The following is a 24275-nucleotide window of genomic DNA, read 5'->3' on the forward strand; positions in this document are numbered from 1 at the left end:
AGGGCTGGCAGAAAATGCATATGCAGCAAGCTGATCGACTATACCCAGAAGGCGCGACCGAGAAATTCTTGGAACTAGAGCATGACCTGCATTGCCAATTTCCTGACGCCAAGTCTGATGCGGCAAAACTTGCAAGCGAAGTTCTAGACCCAAAAGTTGCAACGGCTGACGCGCTTTGGCCGATAATCTGGAACAAGCCTATTCACGCCGGCAATAACGAAACGGGCGCCAACAACACAGTTGCCAGGCTCAGGCAACATTTCGACGGCCACTGGAGGGAGATTTTCCGGGAAGAAGGTGACTATTCGATCACCCACCAAGGCTCAAAGAACGCGAACATTTCCTTCACAGCAAATGGCCGGATCGCTCGGGATCTTCTAAATGCCGACGACAACGGTCAGGTTGTTAAGGACGTCCGGGGTCAAATTGGGCGGTCACGGTACTATGCCATTGTGAGCGCTGCGGAATGGCTTCGACGTCGGGAGCTTCTGGACGAATATCCCGTCCGGGATTTTGCAGATGCAGACCTGAGGGTTTTGGTGCCGAAGCTGGAAGATGAGCTAGGCATCAGGTGGAGGCACATTACAGTCCTTCATCTCTTGACCGACCTGGGCATTGCATGCAAACCCGACATACATCTGACAACCACAGCTAGGGTGCTAGGCTTCACCAATATCACAGCACGCGAACCAAAACGGGACGAGGCCCTTCAGATTGTCGAGATGACAAAGGCCCTGACCAATCGTCTGGGCGACGGCTATACGCTGCGATATGTAGACAAAACGATGTTTCAGATATCCAAACTGCTATTTCGAACACCAGAGCCCGTTAGAGAGCGCAAGACTCGCGCCAACAAGCTGAACGAGGTTGCCAAATGAGGCGCCGCTACACCGGGGCAGCAATCTCTGCGTAGTCGCCGCCAAGAGATACGACCAGCGGCACAGTTATGGTTGCGCCAGTAAACTCCACTTGTAAGCCGGCCAGTTTCTCATTGCCGTCCAGAAAGCTGCAGGTCATGGGCCGCCCGTAGTCCTCATTTATCGAGGTGATCTGAAGGAGATCGTCTCTAAGCAGCCACCTGCTGGAAAAGGCCGAAGAGTATTTGGCATCGGCTTTGACCAGTGACAGTCGCCGCGCCAGAGCTGCATCACTGTTACCTGCTGGAAACAGCGTCAGTTCAGATTTTTCAACTCTGACCCCGATGAGGCCGGGCAATGATGAGCCAGTGACTTCCTTGAAATTAGCGTTCCAAGTCCGCATGGATCGGAATGTATCAGCATCCACACCGAAGCTGGCACCGAATGCCGTCAGTTTGCCCAACTGGTTCCAAGCGAGTTTCGGATCAAATTCATCCAAGACAATTTCAGTTTCCCCGGCAATATCGGCACCGCCTGATACTTGCTTGCGAACTCTCAACGTCCACTCAGCGCTACGAATAAATCCATCAGCAATCCTCTCCGCCTGCTGCCTGGAAATGGCATAGATTTTTGCTGGGTCGAGATGATCTAGCTGGCTATCCAACTTGTACCGGACGGCTGGGAAGGTTGGCCTTGTGCTGACCATCTCGGCAATCCAGCCCCCGGCCTCGTGCGTTATCCGCAAGCTTGTGCTGGGAGGGCTTTTGCTTTTTTTGGCCTTGCCTTTGGCTTCGACGGACTTTTGCCAAATCTCGTAGTCAGGTGTTCCTTTCTTCGGGACAGCGTAACCTGACAGGTCGGACGCGTCAGCACCACGTGCAAAGCGAGACATCAAATCACATGCGCAAAATACATCATAATAGGCTTTTGCGGTGAGCTTGCGCCTCCCCAACAGGGGGTCTTTGGGAACAGTACCAACAATCTCACTTTCAAGCTCCGCTGCACTTGATTGCAGGACTTTCACGATCTCCAACTTGCCACCAACGATACGCACCAGCGCCTTGCGGAAATCGGAAATCGCGGCGTTGGGCGTGTCGCCTGATATTGGGGGGATTGCATTCGCCAAAACGGCTTGTGCCTTCCCGACGGGCGCTGACAGCAAAGACAAAGCGCGAGTTAGTCTTTCTTCCGGCGTTTCGTCATAGGTGTCGAAAGCTGAGGAGGACCGCGCTTGTGCAAGACGCTCCTCAATGCCCTCGGCAAGCCAATCTTTGATCTTGTCTGGCGCAATACCGCTCTCGTGCGCGTATGCCAGCACCGTAGAGTACTTACTCGCTGAAGCTGGGCTGGCAGAACCTTCGAAAGCAAGCTTGGCAACTGGCTGGAAATGGTTATCACGCGCCACCTTTCCCCATGTGAAGCCATCATGGCTCAGAACAAAGGCCTCGATCAGCTTGGATTCTGTCAGTTCAAGCGTGAACCCGTAAATGTCGACCAATGCTTCCGTCAGTCGTTCTTGATAGCCCATGTAGTGCTTGTCTGATTGAGCAACGATCTTGCGGATCGATTGGAGGCGCTTGGCTTCATTTTCGAGCGCGGCATCGACGTCATTTGCTGGCTTTTTTGGCATTATCTTTACTCCAACATGAAGACGTCGAGCGCACTAGCAGACTCATCAACGTATTCTAGCGCCTTGGCCCAATCGCCAGTAGATGTCGGCTTTAGAATGGCGTCCAGCATCAATTCGAAATGCCGCAATGGCGCAATACGATGGATCGTGCTCTTCGCCTCCAGTATTTTGTAAACCGCCCGGAACCCCTCAATATACGCCTGAGTATTGTGGTGCATCAGAAGGACAGATTGATCACGGCTTTGCGTTGGCAGCTTTCCAGGTCGTGCCTTTATGAGGTCTTTGAACGGAATATTGGCGCCAAGATAAGTGTGTGCAGTATGTCGGTCCGGTCCCTCTTTCCGCCATCCACGCGCCAAATCCTGAATGGTCAGCGCTGACCCCACATGCTCTTCCAGGGCTATGTGCTTGGGTCGAAACGCCCAATTGTCAGGTGAAATCTCATAACCGACAATCGCCTGATATCCCTTCACGGCAGCTTGTGTTGGGCTGGATGAATCGAACGATAATTGAAGGTCGCGATGTCCCAACCCTGCGCGCTTCAACGCCCTCTGCAAATACGTGAGGGCAACTCCTGCCTTCATCGTTGAAATGCCGAGGAAGTGGATCCATTTCGTTTTTGCTAGGTGACCGTCTCGCTGCATCTCGATCAATCGTCGCAACGTTAGGGACAGCTGAGTATGGTGATTTCCGGCGAATGCCCAACCTTCGAAGTCATACTGTTTGACACGATCATACCAAAACTGGCTCTCACGATCGTTTCGGCCCTGGATTACGTTTAGAAGTTGAGTAGCGCCTGGGCTCCGAAGGCGGTGAAACTCTGCGAGATTGATTTCGCTCTGGACTAGACAGGCCATGAAGCCAGTCGAGAAGCCGTAAGTTTTTGCATCCGCGGTGATGCTGTACCCTTCTGCTTCCAAACGCTGGATATGAGGTCCCATTGATCCCAGCGATATGCCGCCTGTTGGGAAATCCAGGGTCATTGAATGCGTTGCTATCCGCTCCATCCAACGCAGCATGCGCTCAGTGGTTTCTGGCTTGAATTCGATCGTGCCCTGCTGAATCTGAAATCCACCACTATCACCAAGCACAACAACGCGGGGATCGGCTCTTGCTCTGGTTAGCCAGTTGTCTTTCTTCGACAACGAGGCGGTTTTTGCCGCTTGGCCAGCGCTATACAGACACCATGGATAGTAGAAAAGTTTGCTGCTGGGGCTCAAGAACTGGAGGTCGAGATTGGTAAGGCTGCCCCAGATGGTCCGCACTCCGCCGTCGAGGGGCTGTACAAATGCTGGACTTACGGCGGGGAGGTACAATGCGACATTCTGCAGTGATGGGCTCTGCGTGTAGTCCTGAAGTGTGCCCTCAACGTCAAAAAGCGGGCCGTGCTCACTTGGTCCAGGTGCCAGTGATTTTGCGAGGCTATTTGCGACTTGCTCAGGGACTATGCCAACCGGTGTGACATCGCGACGAGACGAACTGACCGACAGAAAGTCGGTCCAGGCTTTTTCCGTTGCCTGCTCCCGCGCATGCCAATCGATTGGACCTTCGTTTGAGGCGCCGTATAGTGTCACCAGTTGCGCTGACGCGTCCCGCATGGTGGACGTATGCACCCCTTGATCAGCGAAATTCTTCCACCAACCTCGCTCTAGCAAACACAGGGTTGGCAATCCTACGATAAGAGTCTCCATCGCGCAGAAGCCGTAACTTTCCGATCGGGAGGTGTGAAATGCGATCTTGGCGGACGCAATGAAGTCCGCTTTTGCCTGTCCAGTCAGTTCAAACTGGATGTCAAAATGCTGCACGCCAGCATCTTGAAGTGTCTTCTTAAATTTCGCGGCACCTTGCTTATTAGTCAGAATTTTTGCCGATAGCCCGGCCTTTGCAACTTTCTCGGCAAATACCTTCGGCGCTTTGCGAGGTTCGTGTCTGCCAATGAAGAGCACTCCCTCCTTCGAAGGTGGGTTAGTTGGGCGAAGCAGTTCTTGGTCAGGAATTGGCATGGGCAGAACGACGGGCACATTGGAGAATTTCAGCCCGTCAAGGCGCTGCATGTTGAATGCGGTCTGAGTTGCGACGATAACGTTGGGCCGCTCACCAATCTGGTACAGAAACTGGTTGTAGCTGTCGGAGAAGACATCGTTTGATCGATGTCTTCGGTCAAAGAGGTTTTCGTGGTGAGTGTAGAACACAACCCTCGAATGATCTGGTACAGCCGTACTCTCAACGGCATCAACCGCATCAGGTGTGTTGATCAGGATCAAGTCTGGCGCGTTGTTCACCAAAGCCGACTCAAGCGCTTGCCGGAAATTTTCGATCTTTGCGCCGTTGATCTCTTCCTTTACGCCGAAACGCGGGCTGCCAGGTGCCTTGGCGTAGGACTGCGGGTTCGTGGGCCACACATATCTTGCTGTGGTGACAAGTTTCATTAACGCCGCGTATTGGCCTTTTGGCTCCTCGTCCAACACGCAAGTTAGTTCCCACCCGAGCCTATCGGCCATGTGCGCGAAGCCTCGGTAAAACGACCCGATGCCACCTGTTCTGATGAAATGCTGCTTTGAAATCAGAAAGAGAATTCTGGCCACTTGTCGAAGCTCTTCTTCTTGGAATCACTGGCCTGTTTGGGCTTCGTACCTTTCGTCGTCGGTATATTTTGGTCAAGGTTTATGGAGCATGCACGCTACGCTGGCATGCATCCAAAGCTAGCAGTTCATCTGACTTCGCAAGCTGCGTCAGCTTCACTGCGCTTTCTGGTGCTTCGCTTTCATCGATTTAGGACGACGAATGCTGATCCTTATGCGGAAGAGCAGTTATTCCCCCCCGTACCAGGCGATGAACTCTGGTACAGGGCAAGGTAAAGCTCTTATGCGGTGAGGCAGTTATTCAGTGGGGATGTTAAGGTATCGGCGGCGTTCCTAGAACCGATGTTCCCCGGCCTTCTGGGCTTTCACCCAAACGCGGTTAGTGCAATTGCACAACACTCCAAGATCGCACTGAATATCCACGACTGCGGAGTTCACGTCTGGCCACCTGTCAGAAGCCAATAACGTGATCTTTTCTCCCCAGCATCATTGGGGGCGACCCTTTCGATCCGTCAAATGCGAATCCGGCTGAGCACTACGGCGCGCTTGCTCATTTTTGGTCCAGCGTATTGGGGGTGTTCCTGCTAGGAGCCCAATGCGCATTTCGTTCCGTTCGGCTGCGGGTGCCTCAGTGCTGGTCTTCGTCCCAGCAAAGGTCGTCCACTCAATTCCCGCTATGTTCGCGCGTTGCGTTTCATACGTTTTATTTATCCCAGGCGCTGCTCTCAGTGCTGCGAATTAAGGAAATACGTCAGTTTTCGGTCAGAACGCGCTGTCCTCATAAATACGCTGAGCAGCACTGCTGCCCATCACATGAGGAACATATGACCCGCTCCAACCTTCACCAAATCGACCACACTTGCCAACTGATGATTGCTGCAGGCCTTGTTAAGTCACAGGCCGAATTCTCAACTGATTGGCTAGGGCAATCTGCTAGCTACCTAAGCTCATCAAAAGCAAAAAAGCGGAACGTCCCTGACGCACTGATCGTGCTCTTATGCGACCGACTTGAAATGCGGGTTCAACAGCTGAGGTGGAGCGCAGTCATGCCTGTAGATGGAATGGACCGGCAATCTGCACTGGATCGGACGCAGGCCGCACTAATCGAAGTGAAGAGCTTTCGTGCATGGCAAATAGCCGCGCAAACCACTTTACCAACGTCGCCAATCCGCATTGCCAGCTTTGTGCAGCGGATAGGTCAGGCAATCACGAGGCGGTAAAAGCTTCTAGACTTGCTTCACTGCGTGGAGGCAATGCTGGAATTTAAGGCGCTTAAAAAATTTGCGGCGACAAATCGGTCGTGCTGGCCACCAGAAGGCTTTAATTGAGAAGACCTCATTCAACGAGGTCCAATATGTCCCTGCTTGCCAAACTGACCCTCTCCGACGCATCGCCGCGTGAAAAGCTTTCGCCAGTGGCGCGCAAGCGCATGAAGCTGCTGGAACAGCTGGATATCCAGATCACCGCTGCTGAGTGCGAGCTGGATGGTTCCGACTACCTGCATAGCGTTCGTAAATGGGTGCGGGTCGAGGGCAGCACCGAGAAGCAGCTGATCACCAAGCCCGTCCACGTAAAGCGTTGGTGGTGGGCCAATGAGCAGGGCAAGCTGATGGTTTCGTTGCGCCAAGGCAACCGCGTTATGGAAGTGGTACCGGGCAAGGTCAGCATTGAAGTTGGTGGCATCGAGCAGCTGCCCGAGACGCTGAAGACGCTGCGTGAAGCCATTGTCGCCGGCGAACTCGATGAACAGCTCAAGGTCTCGCCGTTTGTACGGCCGATCCCCAAGGCAAAGCCAGCAAAGGCCTGACCGTTGGACGCGCCGACCATAACCTACCTCATCGCCACGAGTCTCAGGCCGGTGCTTCGACAAACTGCCCATCAGCTCACGCTGCTGGGCCTTGTCGTGGACACTGATGACTATTCGCAGAAATGGCTTGGCAATCACGATGCCTACCAGCGGCTCAGTGCATTCACGCTTCTCGAATTGGCCAGCGTGGTTCACTCGTTGGAATTCGGTCTGGGCCTGCAGGAATGCATCTACCAGGACGAATGGGAAGTAGCGAAAACCGACACTGCACGTTGGCAATCCCGTGTTCGGCTCAGCGCCTTACGTGTGCAGCTAGTCCGTCTCCGAAAATGGAAACGTGAAAGCGGCTGGCAGGCTTTGATGTTCGACTAGGTTGTAAGTGCCGCGGCTAAGGCGATGGTACTGCAAGCGTTGCGCACCGTGCCCTGCATTGGAATGATCCATTGGTGCCGCGACACATCCTGCGCAACCAACCCATCACGAAGACGTTTACGTCCGGGCCTCAGGTAAATTGTGATACTTAGCTCTGCTGCATATGGCTTTCGCTTTGCGAGCCTCCAGCACCGGAGGCCCAGTTATGGTTGCCCCAATCACGTTGCATCCCGAAGCCGCACTGAGCCTGACTTTGGCTGTGATTACGTCGTCCAGCACGCCGCTTCTGCTCCTCAACGAGAAGCTGAAGGTTGTGGCCGCAAGCGCATCCTTCTGCAAAGCCTTTGGGATCGATCCTGCCAATATTTCAGGTCATGACCTTGCCAAATTGGGTGCCGGAGAATGGGCTGCGCCGCAACTCACATCACTGCTTGAAGCTACCGCCTCTGGAGCTGCAGACATTGAGGCCTATGAAATGGACCTCGTTCGCAAAGGCAATCCTGTCTGTCACTTAGTGCTTCGCGCTCACAAGCTCGATTATTCGGACAAAGATCAGGTGCTTTTGTTGATGGCGGTTGCGGACATGACCCAAGCTCGCGCTGACGAGAAATACAAAGATGACCTAGTCAGGCAAAAGGACATCTTACTGCGTGAGGTCCAGCATCGTGTCGCCAACAGTCTGCAAATAATTGCCAGCGTGCTTATGCAAAGCGCCCGTAAGGTACAGTCAGAGGAATCTCGGGGCCATCTACGTGATGCCCACCACAGGGTGATGTCTATTGCAGCCGTACAGAAACAGCTTGCGGCTTCGACACTTGGCGATGTCGAACTAGCACCTTACCTGGCTCAGCTTTGCAAGAGCCTAAGTGCCTCAATGGTGCACGACCATAACCAGCTTTCAATTGAGGTCGATGTTGATGGAAGTTCCATCGAAGCAGACGTTTCCGTGAGCCTGGGTCTTATTGTGACCGAGCTTGTCATTAACGCGCTGAAGCACGCGTTTCCCGCACATCGGCACGGCATAATCAAGGTTGCCTACGACGCAGATGGAGCAAATTGGACGCTGACTGTGAGCGATGATGGCATCGGAATGCCAGAGAACAAAGAGCTGTCCAAGCCTGGACTTGGGACGAACATAGTCGAGGCCCTATCAAAGAGTCTTGAAGCCAAAGTGACGATTTCGAACCAAAGGCCAGGCACCAAAGTTTCAATAGCTCACCGTGAGGCCGCTATTGTTGACGATGTGGTTTTCGCAGATGCCTAGGGTTGAGCGGTTCTTGTCTACAACTCATTGCTACCATTCGAGAAACAGATGTCCTCTAGTCCAGTCCCGTTGAATAGACACGTTGTCCTAGTCGTTGAAGATCACGCCCTTATTCGTCAGGCCGCCTTGGATTTGGTCATCAGTGCCGGTTTTGAGGCTTTGGAAGCGCAAGATGCAGATGAGGCAATCAAGATACTCGAATCCCGTGACGACATCCGTCTGGTGTTCACTGACATTGAAATGCCAGGCACAATGGATGGGTTAAAGCTGGTGCACTACATTCGCGACCGCTGGCCTCCGATCCAATTGATTGTTGCCTCAGGCAGGGCCATTTTCGAGGAAAGCCAGCTTCCATCAGGAGCAAGGTTCTTTTCCAAGCCCTATGATGATACCAGCATCACTCAGATGATGAGTGAAATGCTCGCCAACGACCACAGGAACTAGCAGGGCGACGTAGTGGGCATGGCTCAAGGGTTCCTTGCAGTTCTAAGATTGATCAATCAGCGCCAACAAAGATTCCGCAGTTACCCCAAGCGCCTTTGCAAGCTTTTCGACCACATCCAAGCTGACATTACGCTGACCGTTCTCAACCTCACTGAGATAGGCGCGCTTTACACCCGCTTCGAAGGCAAGCTGCTCCTGCGTCCAACCACGTTCGTGGCGAACCTCCCGCACTCTTCTCCCAAAAACCTCTGCAAGCCGCATGCGCGCAAAGTCGTTTGCGGCGCCTTGTGTCTCTATCCCCTATAGGGGACATTCGCCTTTACCCTATGCAGCGGTGGCACTAGTGTCCCTTAAAAGGGACAGGGGGTTGGTTTGATTTACGAATTTGACGGGCAGCGCAAGCATGCGGGGCACATGAATAAGACGATTGGCGTCGTGGCGGCGCTTTTCCTCTTTGGCCATATAGCAGGCGCAATTGCTGACGACGAAATTCCCACCGGGTTCTATGCGGCGACCCAAAATGCCTGCTTTGGTGCCACCGGCCAGCTATTCAGTTGTCGAGATGGGCGATGCTCGTTCCAGGAATATCAGGGCACGGTGGCAACCGGTGATCCCGTCGAGGCCGATGTAACCCTGAACATGCATCCGAGAACTGATCGCAATGGTTTCGAGTACGAGGCAGGCGATACGATCCTGAAATACAAGCAGTTCGGTGCTGACGTGGTGCGGGTTGTTCGCCCCGAAGGACGCACCATCACGACCACGTACCTTGCCCGCACAGACCGCAATGGTGCGGTGACATTCGCGTTCCTGGAGAACGGCATAAGCAAAGACCCTTCGGTCAAACCACAACTGCTGTCGCGATGCGAAGCGTATGACATCGGCGAACTGGAGCAAATTCTGGCTGATGGCGCACCAAGGGTCTTTCCCAAGATTGAAACAATGGTTCCGCCGGGCCTGCCCCTGACCTTCACGTATACCGATCAGGACAACGCCGAAAATTCCGGCGTGCTCGCCAACATCCCCATTCTGGCTACGGCACCACGCGAGGATGCCTATATCGTTGAGGCGGTCCCGGTCCCAGGTCGCAATCCTGACTATCCTGACATCATGGTTCTTTGGACGGTCTCGCCTGGAACCCCTACCCCAATCCAGTTTCTCAGCTACGACCCTGTCTTCCACTCATATATAGACAGGACCACGGCCCTGTTGGCTTCTGGCAGCGCCCCATTGGTCGACAATCCCGGAGCAGTACCGGTTGGCACATTCGTGGACGGCCGCCCCAGCGTCTTCATCGCCAATGGCGGTATTGATGCAAAGCCCTGGACCGGATCACTAGACACGCTGCTCGTGCTGAACGCCGACTTTCAGTGGGAAGATCGCAGCGCGTTGCTTCCGAGACGGGAAGGCTGGTCCCACGATGCTGCCTTGGGTCGGATCACCACTGATGGCAGCGAAGCCATCTACGTTGCCAAGATCGACAGCACACCCGGTGCGGGTTCGCAGATACTTCGGTTTGGGCCAAACGAGGTGAGCGAAGTTTCGGAAACCGCCGCACCCTCCGGGCTGGCCTACACGAAGGCGTTCTTCACCGCGACTTTTGCCGATGTGAATGGCGACGGTGCAGATGACCTGGTGATGGGTAACGAGCGGGCAATGCTGTTCCTAAATTCTGGTGACGGCGAATTCGGCGACACAGAGGGCGTGAAACTCCCGAAGTCGCCCTTGCCGAACGTCTACAGTCCAATCACCAAATCCGAGAATGGACCACGATATCTTAGTATCGAACCGATCGTAGGCACCGAAGGCGGTCCAGTCGATCTCCTGGCCATGTCGTCGCCGTTCTATAAGGGCTACGCCATCCAGTACCTAAAGAACGACGGCGAAGGGAATTTCACGGACGAGACCGAAACGTATGTCCATGGCGCGAACATGGAATACGTCAGCACATCGGATGCGGGCTATGTTTGGATGAGGCGGGTTTTCGCCTATGAGCACGATGGGGTTCAGGACATCATAGCTAGGTCGGGAAGCGGTGACGAAGTGGCGTCGCAGGTGTTCTTGAACGAGGGTGGCAAATTCCAACTGGCCCTGAGTGTCAACGGCTACACCATCGAGAACGCCCTGCAGATCGAGGGCAAGCCGGTTCTGCTCATCTCAAACACCCAAAATCTGGCGTTGATGGCTTACCCCGAGTAATCCTAAATTTGGGCGGCACACAAACTTGCAGCCCGTTTCGATGCCTATTCTCACCATTCTGTCTCCATGAAACGATCCTTCACTCGACAAGAACTGCATCGCCTTGTTTGGTCCAAGCCGGGCCAAGCATTATCGACAGAGCTCGGTGTGTCCGACGTCTGGTTGTCCAAGGTCTGCAGAGAGTACGACGTTCCGCGGCCACCGCGTGGACATTGGGCCAAACTGGCAGCCGGGAAGGCGGTTTCAAATCTGCCTTTGCCAGAGCGCCGTCTGGGCATGAGCGACAGGGTCACTTTCGGTGATGATGGACGCTGGTCGTATCAAGGCCAGACCGATCTTATCACTGCTGTGATCGGCCCAGCTCCTACCTTCCATGAGCCCATAGAGGCTGTCGTTGAACGTGTCAGGAAGCTGGTTGGCAAAGTGACCATTCCACGTGACTTCTCAAAAGCGCACGGCCTCATTGCCAAGCTTCTGGAGGTCGATGCGCAGCGCAGAGATGCGTACCTGGCCAAGCCATACCGCTACAGCTGGGATGCACCCTACTTCGAGGCGCCTTTCGAAAAGCGCCGGCTTCGCTTGATGAATGCCCTTATGGTCTGCATTCACCGCCAAGGATATCACCCCACGATGCGCGAGAAGAATCCTGGCGGGTTCTCCTATCGCGTTGGACAGCAAGACCTCAGCGTTTCTGTGGACCACCCGAAGCAGGATCGGTATTCCCACCGGTCGAGCTCCGACGCGATGCGACCGGCCTCCGACCCTCTGGTCGTGACGATCTACGGCGTGAATGACCAGACGTTTCGCACCAAATGGGAAGATACTGCCAAGGACAAAGTTGAGGCACATATCGAAGACATTGCGGTGGCAATGATCGTCGCTGGTGAAGTCAAATATCGCACTCAGATCGTTTTACAGCACACGAACCTGATTGAACGTCAGGCCAAAGCAATTGAGGAACGGCGCCAGCAGCTGGAACGCGAAGAGCGGGGACGGCTTGAGCAACTTGCCGCCGAACAGAAAGCGCGGATCGACAGTCTTCTGCGTGATGCTGCAGCCCACCGCCAAGCCAACGATATTCGCGATTATGTTGCGGCAGTGCGCAACTCGACGACTGACGACAACTCGATCCAGGAACTCGAAAACTGGACACACTGGGCTTTGGTGCAAGCGAAGGTTCTTGACCCAATTTCATCCAACAGGTGGCTGGACCAGTCACAGAATCTGCCCAACGACCCAGGCAAGGACCAAAGCGCACCGAGGCTCGCGGCTATCGTCGATGCAGTGCTGGGTGCGATCGAGCAACGCGAAGATGCTAAGGAAATCGATGACGGAACGGCGTTGAACTCTGTGGCGAAGGCCGAGGCTAGAGCGAAAGCGGTACGACGCATCTTCTTCGGATACTAGCGAAAGTGTGCTAGCACAGTTTTAGCACACTTTGCACAAGACACCTGCATATGCTGGCGTATGAACTATAAGTCGCAGATTTGGTAAGGGGGAGGCCGACAGTTCAATCCTGTCCGGCAGCACCAGTTTCCCGATGTAATCGATAATGCCCGCCTGGGCGACCGCTTCGGGCGGAGCGGTTCGTTGTGGCTCTGGTTGTGCCTTTCAACGCAGAGACAAGAGCAAAAAAGTATCAGTGAAGCGGGCGCCATGTAGTGGCGCGGCGGGGCGGACGGGATTAGCTTCAAAGCCATGCAGAGAACCGGATAGCCGGCCTGCAGGAGGAGACGGGATCGCTAGCGGTCTGGTCAAAAAGGGAGAGGGTTCATGGAGCCGGACCTCGAGGTCGTTCAAATCCGTCGCGGGGAGTCCTTCAAGGCCTGGTCGCATGGCTATCCGTTTCATACCGTGCGCTGGCATTTTCATCCCGAATACGAGTTGCACCACGTGGTGGCGACGCGCGGGCGCTATTTCGTGGGCGATTTCATCGGTGAGTTCGAGCCCGGCAATCTGGTGCTCACCGGACCGAACCTGCCACACAATTGGGTGAGCGAGTTGCCGGAAGGCGCGGTGGTGCCGCTGCGCTGCCGGATCGTGCAGTTTTCCCAGGATTTCATCGGCAATGCCATGAAGGTGCTGCCCGAACTGGGCGCGTTCGAGCGGGTGCTCGAGCAGAGCCGGCATGGGGCCTTGTTTTCGGCCGCCACGGGCGCCGAAGTGGCGCCGGCGCTGGAAGAGCTGATCGCGGCGCAGGGCGTGCGCCGGATCGAATTGTTCATGCATGTCATGGGCAGCCTGTGCCGGGCCAGCGGGGTGCGAACGCTTGCCAGTTCGACCTATTTGCCAGACCCCTCGGGCTATATGTCGGTCAGCATCAACAAGGCGCTGGCCCATATCAGCGGGCATTTGACCGAACCATTCAACGAAGCGGACCTGGCACAGATCGCGGGGCAGAGCCCCAGCGCGTTTTCGCGCAGCTTTCGCAAGCATACCGGCATGGCGCTGGTGCAATATGTCAACCGGCTCCGGGTGAACCTGGCCTGCCAGTTGCTGATGGGCGACGAGGCCATGCCGATCACCGAAATCTGCTACGCGGTGGGCTTCAACAACCTGTCCAATTTCAATCGCCAGTTCCTGACGCAGAAGGGCATGCCGCCCAGCCGCTTCAGGACGCTGCTGGAGCAGAACGCAAGAGCGGCCGAAGCCGCCTGAACAGTGAAGGAGTAGGAGGAGCAACACATCGCCGCAGAGACGAGCGCGGGCGCGCCGATGGCGGCCCGCGATCGAGACGTCACGTCCAGAATTCCGCATCTGGGAGGAGCCGAACCGCATGGGCGCGTCAACGCCGCTGCCCGGACCCTCTCGATATCTGTAGCGCAGCGCCAAGCTGCAATCCACATCAATGGGAGACAATCGCATGACACAATTCTTGAGCGCCCGTATCGGCATGGCCGGCCTCGGCCTGGTGCTGCTCAGCGGCACGGCCGCCATGGCGCAGGCGGACATTACCAATTCGACCGTCGCCTTCCTGATGCCCGACCAGGCATCGACCCGCTACGAAGAGCACGACTTTCCCGGCTTCGAAGCCGAGATGAAGAAGCTGTGCGAGAGCTGCAAGGTGCTGTACCTCAACGCCGATGCCGATGCGACCAAGCAGAGCCAACAGTTCAACTCGGCGATCACCCAGGGCGCCAAGATCATCGTGCTCGACCCGGTGGATTCCTCGGCGGCCGCAGGCATGGTGCAAGCCGCGCAAAGCCAGGGCGTCAAGGTGATCGCCTATGATCGTCCGATTCCCGGCGCCAAGGCGGACTTCTACGTGTCGTTCGACAACCAGGGCATCGGGCGCGCCATCGCCGAATCGCTGGTCGGCCACCTGACCGCCGAAGGGGTCGCGACCGACAATGTGGGAATCCTGCAGATCAACGGGTCGCCCACGGACGCGGCGGCCGGCTTGATCAAGGACGGCATCCATGAAGGCATCGCCAGCGCCGGCTACAAGACGCTGGCCGAGTACGATACGCCCGAATGGGCGCCACCCAAGGCGCAGGAATGGGCCAGCGGGCAGATCGCGCGGTTCGGGGCGCAGATCGTGGGCGTGGTCGCGGCCAATGACGGGACCGGCGGTGGCGCCATCGCGGCATTCAAGGCGGCGGGCGTCAATCCGGTCCCCCCGGTTTCGGGCAATGACGCAACGATCGCGGCGCTGCAGCTGATCATCGCGGGCGATCAGTACAACACCATCTCCAAGCCCAGCGAGATCGTGGCCGCCGCTGCCGCCAATGTGGCGGTGACGCTGCTGAAGGGGGAAACGCCGGTGGCTGAAACCACGCTCTACGACACCCCCAGCCAGCTGTTCGTGCCGGCAGTGGTGACGGCGGAGAACCTCAAGGCCGAAATCATCGACAAGGGCATTGTGGGCGCCGACGTGCTGTGCGTCGATCGCTATGTCGATGGCTGCAAGGCCCTTGGCATCACCCCATGATCCATGCCGCCTGGCCCCCGGGCCAGGCGGACCCCTCTTTTGAAAGGCTCGCCCAGGATGACCGATACATCGCGCGACAGCGCCACGACGGGCGAGCTGCTTCTCAGCCTGCGTGGCATATCCAAGAATTTCGGCGCGGTTTCCGCGCTCACCAATATCGACCTCGACGTGCATGCCGGCGAAGTGGTGGCCCTGGTGGGCGATAATGGCGCGGGCAAATCGACGCTGGTCAAGATCCTCAGCGGCGTGCACCGGCCGACCTCGGGCACCATCCACGTGCGGGGCCAGACGGTGACGCTGCCCAATCCCGCAGCGTCCCTGGCCATCGGCATCGCCACCGTGTTCCAGGACCTGGCGCTGTGCGAAAACCTCGACGTGGTCGCCAATATCTTTCTGGGCAAGGAGCTCAACCCGCTGCAACTCGATGAAGTGGGCATGGAAATCCGCTCCTGGACGCTGCTCAACGAATTGTCCGCCCGCATTCCCAGCGTGCGCGAAGCGGTCGCCTCGCTGTCGGGCGGCCAGCGGCAGACCGTGGCGATCGCGCGCTCGCTGCTGCTCGATCCCAAGATCATCCTGCTCGATGAGCCGACCGCGGCGCTTGGTGTCGCCCAGACCGCCGAAGTGCTCAACCTGATCGAACGGGTCCGCGATCGCGGGCTGGGCGTGGTGATGATCAGCCACAACATGGAAGACGTGCGTGCCGTCGCCGATCGCATCGTGGTGCTGCGCCTGGGCAAGAACAACGGGGTCTTCGACCCCGATTCTTCCAATGCCGAACTGGTCGGCGCCATCACCGGCGCTTCGGACAATTCGGTATCGCGCCGTGCCGGCCGCAAGGCGCAAGACACTCTCAACGCAGGACCGCAGCCATGAGCAACAATGTGGACAAGCAGCAGCAATTGCTCGACCGCGCCGATATCCGGGTCAAGCACGAGGACGGTATCGGCGGCGCGATCAGCGCGTTCCTCGACCGGGTCCGGTCAGGCGATCTGGGCGCGCTTCCGGTGGTGGTCGGTCTCGTCTTGATCTGGACGGTGTTCGCCACGCTCAACCCGATATTTCTGTCGAGCACCAACCTGGTCAACCTGCTGTTCGACAGCTCGACCGTTGGCGTCATTGCCCTGGGCGTCGTGCTGATGCTGATGGTGGGCGAGATCGACCTGTCGATCGGCTCGGTCAGCGGGTTTGCCTCGGCGCTGCTGGGTGTGCTGTGGGTCAATCACGGCTGGCCGGTGCCGCTGGCGATCCTGGGGGCGCTCGCCGTCGGCGGGCTGATCGGCTATGTTTATGCCCAGCTCTACAACCGCTTCGGCATGCCCAGCTTCGTGGCGACGCTGGCGGGCCTGCTGGCTGTGCTGGGGCTGCAGCTTTACATTCTTGGCGGCACCGGCTCGATCAACCTGCCCTATGGCTCGCCGCTGGTGGATTTCGGCCAGTTGCTGACCATGCCGCAGCCGATTGCCCATGGGTTGGCCGCCATCCCGGGCATTGCCATGCTGGTGACCGGATATCGTACCGCCGCGCGGCGCCGGGCGGCGGGATTGTCCGCCAAATCGCTGGGCGGCGTGCTGTTTTTTGCCGTGGTGGTAACGCTGGGGCTGGAACTGGGCGTTGCCTATCTCAACACCTCGCGCGGCGTGCCGTGGATGTTTGCGCTGTTCGTGCTGCTGGTCGTCGGCATGAATTATGCGCTGACGCGCACGCAATGGGGCCGCTCGATGACGGCGGTCGGCGGCAATCGCGAAGCGGCGCGCCGGGCCGGCATCAACGTCAAGGCGATCTATACCAGCGCCTTCGTGTGCTGCTCCATGTTTGCAGCGCTGGGGGGCATGCTGGCAGCATCGCGCCTGGCTTCGGCCAGCCAGCAGGCGGGAACCGGCGACGTCAACCTCAACGCCATTGCGGCGGCGGTGATTGGCGGCACCAGCCTATTCGGCGGGCGCGGCAGTGCCTATTCGGCGCTGCTGGGCATCATCGTCATCCAGTCCATCGCCAATGGATTGACCCTGCTCGATCTGAGTTCGTCGCTGCGCTACATGATCACCGGCGGCGTTCTGGCCATCGCGGTCATCGTCGACTCACTGGCGCGGCGGTCGCGAGTGATGCACGGCCGGGCCTGAGCCATATCTTGGCAGGCGCCGCTGGCGCCCGCCGCATCGTGCCGCCGCGCGGCCTCTATCGAGCTCATTGAAAGACAGGTTTCATGGATCAGGATCTAACAGGCCGGGTTGCCGCAATTACCGGCGCGGCATCGGGCATTGGCCTCGAATGCGCCAAGGCGCTGTTGGCGGCCGGCGCCCGCGTGGCCCTGGTCGATCGCGACGAAGCCAGATTGCGCGTGATCTGTACCGAACTGGGGGAGCAGGCCTTGCCGGTGGTGGTCGATCTGACCAATGCGGGGAGCGTTGCGACCATGCTGCCACAGATTCTGAGCCAGACCGGGCAGCTCGACATCTTTCATGCCAATGCCGGCTCCTATGTCGGCGGGCCGATTGCGGAAGGCGATCCCGACCAGTGGGACCGCATGCTCAACCTCAACATCAATGCCGCGTTTCGTTCGGTGCATGCGGTGTTGCCGCATATGATCGAGCGCAAGAGCGGCGACATCATCATGACCAGCTCGATCGCCGGGCTGGTGCCGGTGGCGTGGGAGCCGATCTATACCGCCTCCAAACACGCCATCCAGGCGTTCGTGCACACGGTGCGGCGGCAGGTGGCGCCGCATGGCATCCGCGTGGGGGCGATTGCGCCCGGCCCGGTGGTGACGGCCTTGATCAGCGACTGGCCCAAGGAAAAACTGGATGCGGCGATGGCGGCCGGGGATCTGATGGAGCCCTCCGAGGTAGCTGCCGCAGTCAAGTTCATGCTGACCCGGCCGCGCAATGTCACCATCCGCGACCTGGTGATCCTGCCGCAAAGCAATGATCTCTGAGATGAGCGCAACCTATTTCATCGGCGTCGATGTCGGCACCGGTAGTGCCCGTGCCGGGGTGTTCGATGCCACCGGAGCGATGCTGGGATCGGGCAAGCACGATATCGATCTGTTTCGCGACAGCGGCGATATTGCCGAGCAATCGAGCGAGGACATCTGGCAGGCCGTGGCGCGCAGCGTTCGCGAGGCCGTTCGTTCGAGCGGCGTCGATCCGGCCTGGATCAAGGGCATCGGCTTTGATGCCACCTGCTCGCTGGTCGTGGTGGGCGAAGGAGGCCAGCCGTTGCCGGTTGGCGCGCCGGACGCACCGCAGCGCAACATCATCGTGTGGATGGACCATCGCGCCAGCGCACAGGCGGCGCGCATCAATGCGACCAAGCATCAGGTTCTTGACTATGTCGGCGGCACGATTTCGCCCGAGATGCAAACGCCCAAGCTGTTGTGGCTCAGGGAGAACAGGGCGCAGACTTATGTAGCCGCCTGGCAGTTCTTCGATCTCGCTGACTATCTGACCTGGCGCGCCACGGGGAGCCTGGTGCGTTCGGTCTGCACATTGACCTGCAAGTGGACCTATCTGGCCCATGAACAGCGCTGGGACCCCAGCTATTTCGCTGCCGTCGGCCTGGACGATCTCGCCGCGGACGGCTTTGCCCGCGTCGGGACCGAAGTGGTTCCCGGCGGTACGCGCTTGGGTGACGGTTTGACGGCGGCGGCGGCGGCGGACTTCGGTGTTCCCCTCGGCACCGCGGTGGGGGCCGGGCTGATCGATGCGCATGCGGGCGGGCTGGGTACGGTGGGGGCACGCGGCGGGCAAGGGAGCGTCCAGTCGCGGATGGCCTATGTGTTCGGCACGTCCGCCTGCACGATGACGACGACCGATGGCCCGGCTTTCGTGCCTGGCGTTTGGGGACCCTATTATTCGGCGATGGTGCCTGGCTTGTGGCTGAACGAAGGTGGACAGTCGGCGGCGGGTGCAGCGATCGAGCAGTTGGTCCAGTACCATCCGGCCAGCCCCGGCGCGCGCGAGCATGCCGAGGCGGAGGGCCTGTCGCTGGTGGCCTGGCTCGCGCGCGAGGCCGAACGGGCCGGTGGCGCGGCGCAGGCGCCCGAGCTTATCGGCACCATTCATGTGGTTCCCGAATTTTTGGGCAATCGCTCGCCCCATGCGGACCCCGATGCCAGGGCGCTGATCGCCGGCCTCGATATGAATGGTGGTCTCAAGACCCTGATCGGGCTCTACCTGGCCGGACTTGCGGGACTGGGCTATGGCGTGCGCCAGATTATCGCCGCGCAGGCCGAACAGAATATCGAGATCGATACGATCGTGGTCAGTGGCGGCGCCGCGCAGAGCCCGCTCGTGCGCCAGATATTGGCGGATGCGACGGGGGTGACGGTCGCTGCAACCGATGCTGAGGAGCCGGTCTTGTTGGGTGCAGCCATGTTGGGGGCGCTGGCGCACGGTCATTTTCCGGACGCGCTTGCAGCCATGCCAGCGATGAGTGCCCTGGGCGATCAGTATCGGCCCAATCCGGCATGGCGCGCCTGGCACACAAGGCGCGGCGAGGCGTTCGGGAGATTGCAGGACGCAGCGAGAGCCATACGCAGCTAGGCCTGTTCCCGAGGTTTACACTCAAAGCGGTTTACCCGGCCGGTGCAGTGCGGGTCATGAGGCGGGCCTGGATGACGACGACGACCAATAGGAACGCGCCGCGGATCACCGATTGCCAGTAGGCCGAGAGGGAAATCCAGCCCATGCCGTTTTCGAAATTGAGCACGTTGAACAGGATGCCGAGCAGGAGCACGCCCGCCAGCGTCGTGCCCACGGAGCCGACCCCGCCGGTCAGCAGCGTTCCACCCACTACCACCGAGGCGATGGCGAAGAGCTCCCAGCCCACGCCCTCGATGGGCTGGCCGGCCCCGAACTGGGAGGCGAGGATGACACCGGCCAGGCCGGCAAAGCCGCCGCTGGCAGCATAGGTCAGGAACTTGATCGCGTCGGTGCGCAGGCCCATGAGGCGGGAGGCTTCCTCATTGCCGCCGATGGCCAGCACGGTGCGGCCAGTGCTGGTGAAGTTGAGCAGAACCGAGCCCAGGGCGTAGGCGACGGCGGCGATCACGGCAGGCACCGGCAGGATCCAGAGATTGCCCTGTCCGATAGTGGTGAAGCCGCTGTCATAGGACACCGAGACCGACTGGTTATTGGCCAGCAGGAGGGCGGTGCCGCTGGCGGCCAGCATGGTGGCGAGCGTGGCGATGAACGGCATGATGGCGAGCCGGGTGACCAGAAGGCCATTGATGAGGCCCACCAGAAGGCCGACGCCAGTGCCGGCCACTGCGCCGGGAATGATGCCATAGGGACTGGCCAGGGCCGCCGCGACGCTGCCCAGGGCGGCCGTAGAGCCGACCGACAGGTCGATGCCGCCGGTCATGATGACGAAGCACATGCCCAGCGCCACCAGCGCGAACATGGAATTGTAGCGCAGCACGCTCATGACGTTGAACAGGCCGAGGAAGTTCTCGTAGCGCCACCAGCCAAAGGCGACGAGCGCGATGAGAGCCAGCACCACGCCATAGGTGCCGAGCAAGCTCCCGGCGTCGAGTTTGCGCTTCACCGCGCCCTCCCCTGCTGCTGCAGCCAGACCGCAATGACGATGATGACTGCCTTGACCACGAGGGCAGCCGCATCGGGCACGCCATTGGCGAGCAGCGTGTAGCGCACGAGCTGAATGGTCAGCGCCCCGATCAGCGTGCCGATGATGGTCGCCTTGCCGCCGGTCAGCAGGGTTCCGCCCACGGCGACCGCGGCGATGGCGTCCAGTTCCATGCCCATGCCGACGAGGTTGGCATCGCTGGCGGAATTGATGGCGATGACGATGAGGCCAGCGACGCCGGCGCAGAAGCCGCTGACGGCGTAGACGGTCAGCTTGACGGCGGTAACGGGCACGCCGGCCAGTTCCGCGGCTCTCTCATTGCCGCCAGTCGCCAGGATGCGGCGACCCAGGATGGTGCGGCGCAGGATCCAGGCCGCGATGACCACCATGACAGCCATGATGATGACCTGAGCCGGAATGCCGAAGGGGCGGCCGAGACCGATCCATTGGAACTGGGGAACCTTGAAGACCTGCAGATTGCCATTGGTCAGGACCTGGGCAATGCCGCGCCCGGCAATGAACAGCACCAGCGTCGCCACGATCGGCTGGATGCGGAAATGTGCCACGAGCCAGCCGTTGAACAGCCCGAGCACCGTGGCTGCGGCCAGAGCCACCAGGATGGCCAGGGTGACCGCGAGGTTGATATCGCCGATCGGCATGATGGTGCCGAGGAAGATCATGGGCGCGAGGGCGCCGGATATGGCCATGATCGAGCCGACGGACAGATCGATGCCGCCCGTGCCGATCACCATGGTCATGCCGACCGCGACGATGACGATGGTGCAGACCTGCGTGAGGTTGACGTTGAGCGTCTGCACGGTGGTGAAATTGCGGGTGAAGATGACGTTGAAAACGAGCAGCAGCGCCAGCGCAATCAGGGTGCCGTAGCGCGACAGGAATTCGAAGGGATCGAGCCTGCGGGGCTGGGCTGCGCCGGGGGCCGGCAGGGTCTGGGTCATGTCCGCACCTGCTCGGTCTGGCTCGAATGGCCATCGGCCATGGCGCCGAGGACCCGATCCTCGCTGATGGCGTCGCCCTCCAGTTCGGCCACGGTACGGCCTTCGCGCAGCACAAAGACGCGGTCGGCGCCTTCGACCACTTCTTCAAGTTCGGAGGAAATCATCAGCACGGCAAGACCCTGGTCGGCCAAGGCGCGGATCAGGGCCTGGATTTCGCCCTTGGCGCCGACGTCGATGCCGCGCGTCGGCTCATCGAGAATGAGGAATTTGGGGTCGGTCGCGAGCCAGCGTGCCAGCAGCACTTTTTGCTGATTGCCGCCCGAGAGTTCGCGGATTTTCTGGTTGGGGCCCGAGCATTTGATGGCGAGCTGCCGGATGAAGCCCTCCACCAGTTCGCGCTGGCGGGTCTGCGAGACGACCCCGTTGCGGCTGATGCGGGGCAGCAGCGCCAGGGTCATGTTCTCGGCGACGCTGAGTTCGGGCACGATGCCTTCGAGCTTGCGGTCTTCGGTGACAAAACCCATGCCGGCGGCGATGGCGTCCCTGGGGCGTTGCGGGTCATGGGGCCGTGTCTCGACTTGCATGGAGCCGGCGCGGGATCGATCCACGCCGAAAATCAGCCGGGCCGTTTCGGTGCGCCCTGCCCCCAGCAGGCCGGCAAAGCCGACGATCTCGCCACGGCGGACATCGAAGCTGACGTCCTGCACGGCCTGGCGCGCCGCCAGATTGCGCGCCGAAAAGACGGTTTCGCCTTTCTCGCGCCTGCCTTTGGTAAAAGCGGTGGCGTGCCCTTGCGCCTGGCTGACGTCACGACCCAGCATGGACGAGACCAGTTCCAGCTTGCCGATGGTGGCCATGTCGGCGGTGAGCACGGTCTTGCCGTCGCGCATGATGGTGACGCGGTCACACACCCGATAGAGCTCGTCGAGCTTGTGGCTGACGAACACCACCGATACGCCATCCGCCTTGAGTTGGCGGATAACCTTGAACAGCATGGCGACCTCGCCTTCGTCCAGCGAGGAGGTCGGCTCGTCCATGATCACGAGGCGGGCGGAAAACCCGATGGCGCGGGCGATAGCCACCATCTGCTGGGTGGCGGTGTTGAAATCGAGCAGCGGGCGGCGCACGTCGATCGCGATGCCGAAAGTGGTGAGGAGCCGCTCGGCTTCCCCGTGCATGGCGTTCCAGTCCAAAAGGCCGAAGCGGCGCGCCTCGCGGCCAAGACAGATGTTCTCGGTCACCGAACGCAGCGGGACCAGGTTGATTTCCTGATAGATGGTGCTGATGCCGCTCGCCTGGGCCTGGTTGGGCGAGGCGACCTCGAATGGCTGGCCTGCGAACAGCACCTCGCCAGCATCACGGCGGTGGTAGCCGGTCAGCACCTTGATCATGGTGGACTTGCCGGCGCCATTCTGGCCGATCAGCGCATGGATTTCGCCGGGCGCGATGTCCAGCGACGCTCCGGAGAGCGCCGGAATTCCGGCAAACCGTTTTTCGATGCCGGTCATCGACAACAGGCTAGCATCGGCCATGCGCGCGTCTCCAGAAAATCGGGCACCTGCCCAAAGGTGCGATGGGCAGGTGCGGACTTTGAGGTCAGTAGGCCGTGGCAAGCAGCTCGGCGGCGTTTTCGGGCGTGTACATCTGGTCGGGATTGATGATCACCGGCGCGATGGCCTCGCCGCCCGAATAGGCAATTGCCGTATCGAAAGCCTTGGGGCCGAAGCGCGGATTGCACTCGACCACGGCCTCGATCTTGCCATCGACAACCAGTTGCACGGCTTCTTTGCCGCCGTCGATGGAAAAGACCAGGCAATCGCCACGACCCGCGGTGCGGCCGGCAGCTTCGAGAGCCGCGATGGCGCCGATCGCCATTTCATCGTTGTGGGCATAGATGACATTGGCATCGGGATGCGCCTGGAGCAGCGTCTCGGCGACCTGGCGGCCCTTGTCGCGGGCGAAGTCGCCGGACTGGGAGGCAACGATCTGATACTCTGCGTTGTTGGCGATGACGTCGTCAAAGCCCTTCTTGCGGTCGTTGGCAGGCGATGAGCCGGTGGTGCCTTCGAGCTCGATGATGATCTTCTTGTCGCCACCCAGGCCGACGAGATATTCGCCGACGCGCTGGCCTTCCTCGATGAAATTGGAGCCGATGAAGGTGACGTAATCCTCGCCCGGCTTGGCCAGGCTCTGGTCGACATTGCGATCGAGCAGGATGATGGGAATGCCGGCGCCTTTTGCCGCCATGATCGCAGGGATGAGCGGCTTTTCTTCGCGCGGGGCGAGGAATATCAGATCGACGCCCTGGGCGATCATGGAGTTGACGTCGGCAACCTGCTTGGCGGCGGAACCGGCTGCATCGGTATAGACCAATTGCCAGCCGCGTGCGGTGGCTTCGTCCTGCATGGACTTGGTCTGGGCCAAGCGCCAGGGATTGTTGCTTTCGGTCTGGGCGAAGCCGACCTTGTAGGTGTCCTTTTTTTCCAGCGGGGGCGCCGCGGCAAAGGCACGGGCCGCCAGGAGCGATGCGGCGGCGCTGGCCGCCGATGCGATGAGCAGACTACGGCGTGTAATGGACATGACTGTTTCCTCCCATTGATCTCGCTATTGCGCGAGCATGTGGCTTTGACCACGAGCAGTTATA

General features: G+C 59.2%; 21 protein-coding genes. 14 read left to right on the forward strand and 7 right to left on the reverse strand.

The features are described 5' to 3' along the window. Positions 1-20 precede the first annotated feature (20 nt). Positions 21-878, forward strand: a complete 858-nt coding sequence (locus ACFE8X_RS02885; protein WP_375449947.1) for a hypothetical protein — start codon at positions 21-23, stop codon at positions 876-878. Between the two features lie 7 nt (positions 879-885). Here ACFE8X_RS02885 and ACFE8X_RS02890 read toward each other — a convergent pair whose 3' ends face one another. Then, positions 886-2487, reverse strand: a complete 1602-nt coding sequence (locus ACFE8X_RS02890; RefSeq protein WP_375449948.1) for a hypothetical protein — start codon at positions 2485-2487, stop codon at positions 886-888. A gap of 5 nt (positions 2488-2492) precedes the next feature. Continuing rightward, complete coding sequence (locus ACFE8X_RS02895) at positions 2493-5072, reverse strand: hypothetical protein (protein ID WP_375449949.1); 2580 nt, start codon at positions 5070-5072, stop codon at positions 2493-2495. 821 nt (positions 5073-5893) lie between these two features. Here ACFE8X_RS02895 and ACFE8X_RS02900 point away from each other — a divergent pair. The 5 genes from ACFE8X_RS02900 (at position 5894) to ACFE8X_RS02920 (ending at position 8956) form a co-directional block, all read left to right on the forward strand. Next, entirely contained in the window at positions 5894-6289 is a 396-nt protein-coding gene (locus ACFE8X_RS02900; protein WP_375449950.1) for a DUF6626 family protein, read from the forward strand. A gap of 134 nt (positions 6290-6423) precedes the next feature. Continuing rightward, positions 6424-6876, forward strand: a complete 453-nt coding sequence (locus tag ACFE8X_RS02905) for a DUF6641 family protein (RefSeq protein ID WP_375449951.1) — start codon at positions 6424-6426, stop codon at positions 6874-6876. 3 nt (positions 6877-6879) lie between these two features. Further along, on the forward strand, positions 6880-7248 hold the full coding sequence (locus ACFE8X_RS02910) for a hypothetical protein (RefSeq protein WP_375449952.1): 369 nt from the start codon (positions 6880-6882) through the stop codon (positions 7246-7248). A gap of 205 nt (positions 7249-7453) precedes the next feature. Continuing rightward, positions 7454-8512 carry a sensor histidine kinase gene (locus tag ACFE8X_RS02915; protein ID WP_375449953.1) on the forward strand — a complete coding sequence of 353 codons (1059 nt, stop codon included), beginning with the start codon at positions 7454-7456 and terminating at the stop codon, positions 8510-8512. 48 nt (positions 8513-8560) lie between these two features. Next, positions 8561-8956: a response regulator gene (locus ACFE8X_RS02920; protein ID WP_375449954.1), complete on the forward strand. Its 396-nt coding sequence runs from the start codon at positions 8561-8563 to the stop codon at positions 8954-8956. Positions 8957-8998: 42 nt separating this feature from the next. Here the strand turns inward: ACFE8X_RS02920 and ACFE8X_RS02925 are convergent, their stop codons facing one another. Then, positions 8999-9217, reverse strand: coding sequence for a helix-turn-helix domain-containing protein (locus ACFE8X_RS02925; RefSeq protein WP_375449955.1), 219 nt, complete (start codon positions 9215-9217; stop codon positions 8999-9001). A 111-nt stretch (positions 9218-9328) separates the two neighbouring features. Between ACFE8X_RS02925 and ACFE8X_RS02930 the strand changes: the two genes are divergently transcribed. The 8 genes from ACFE8X_RS02930 to ACFE8X_RS02965 all read left to right on the forward strand — a co-directional run bounded on the left by ACFE8X_RS02930 (position 9329) and on the right by ACFE8X_RS02965 (position 19630). Continuing rightward, a complete protein-coding gene (locus ACFE8X_RS02930; protein ID WP_375449956.1) occupies positions 9329-11155 on the forward strand; it encodes an FG-GAP repeat domain-containing protein in 1827 nt (608 codons plus the stop codon). A gap of 276 nt (positions 11156-11431) precedes the next feature. Next, entirely contained in the window at positions 11432-12562 is a 1131-nt protein-coding gene (locus ACFE8X_RS02935) for a hypothetical protein (RefSeq protein WP_375449957.1), read from the forward strand. 366 nt (positions 12563-12928) lie between these two features. Further along, a complete protein-coding gene (locus ACFE8X_RS02940) occupies positions 12929-13813 on the forward strand; it encodes a helix-turn-helix domain-containing protein (RefSeq protein WP_375449958.1) in 885 nt (294 codons plus the stop codon). Positions 13814-14018: 205 nt separating this feature from the next. Continuing rightward, positions 14019-15086 (forward strand): sugar ABC transporter substrate-binding protein, encoded by a 1068-nt coding sequence (locus ACFE8X_RS02945; protein WP_375449959.1) that lies wholly within the window; start codon positions 14019-14021, stop codon positions 15084-15086. A 57-nt stretch (positions 15087-15143) separates the two neighbouring features. Next, the gene (locus ACFE8X_RS02950; protein WP_375449960.1) at positions 15144-15962 is read left to right on the forward strand and encodes an ATP-binding cassette domain-containing protein; all 819 of its coding nucleotides are present in this window, start codon (positions 15144-15146) and stop codon (positions 15960-15962) included. Next, entirely contained in the window at positions 15959-17209 is a 1251-nt protein-coding gene (locus ACFE8X_RS02955; RefSeq protein WP_375449961.1) for a sugar ABC transporter permease, read from the forward strand. Before ACFE8X_RS02950 ends, ACFE8X_RS02955 begins: the two co-directional genes overlap by 4 nt. A gap of 83 nt (positions 17210-17292) precedes the next feature. After that, entirely contained in the window at positions 17293-18021 is a 729-nt protein-coding gene (locus ACFE8X_RS02960) for an SDR family oxidoreductase (RefSeq protein WP_375449962.1), read from the forward strand. 1 nt (position 18022) lies between these two features. Then, the gene (locus ACFE8X_RS02965; protein ID WP_375449963.1) at positions 18023-19630 is read left to right on the forward strand and encodes an FGGY-family carbohydrate kinase; all 1608 of its coding nucleotides are present in this window, start codon (positions 18023-18025) and stop codon (positions 19628-19630) included. 31 nt (positions 19631-19661) lie between these two features. On the opposite strand, the gene ACFE8X_RS02970 is transcribed toward ACFE8X_RS02965, so the two are convergent. The 4 genes from ACFE8X_RS02970 to ACFE8X_RS02985 form a co-directional block, all read right to left on the reverse strand. After that, the gene (locus tag ACFE8X_RS02970; RefSeq protein WP_375449964.1) at positions 19662-20633 is read right to left on the reverse strand and encodes an ABC transporter permease; all 972 of its coding nucleotides are present in this window, start codon (positions 20631-20633) and stop codon (positions 19662-19664) included. After that, positions 20630-21631: an ABC transporter permease gene (locus tag ACFE8X_RS02975; RefSeq protein WP_375449965.1), complete on the reverse strand. Its 1002-nt coding sequence runs from the start codon at positions 21629-21631 to the stop codon at positions 20630-20632. The genes ACFE8X_RS02970 and ACFE8X_RS02975 overlap by 4 nt, the downstream gene beginning before the upstream one ends. Then, complete coding sequence (locus ACFE8X_RS02980) at positions 21628-23163, reverse strand: sugar ABC transporter ATP-binding protein (RefSeq protein WP_375449966.1); 1536 nt, start codon at positions 23161-23163, stop codon at positions 21628-21630. Before ACFE8X_RS02980 ends, ACFE8X_RS02975 begins: the two co-directional genes overlap by 4 nt. A gap of 64 nt (positions 23164-23227) precedes the next feature. Beyond that, positions 23228-24211, reverse strand: a complete 984-nt coding sequence (locus tag ACFE8X_RS02985) for an ABC transporter substrate-binding protein (protein WP_375449967.1) — start codon at positions 24209-24211, stop codon at positions 23228-23230. Positions 24212-24275 lie beyond the last annotated feature (64 nt).

It is taken from the genome of uncultured Devosia sp. (assembly GCF_964244875.1).
Taxonomy (GTDB): domain Bacteria; phylum Pseudomonadota; class Alphaproteobacteria; order Rhizobiales; family Devosiaceae; genus Devosia.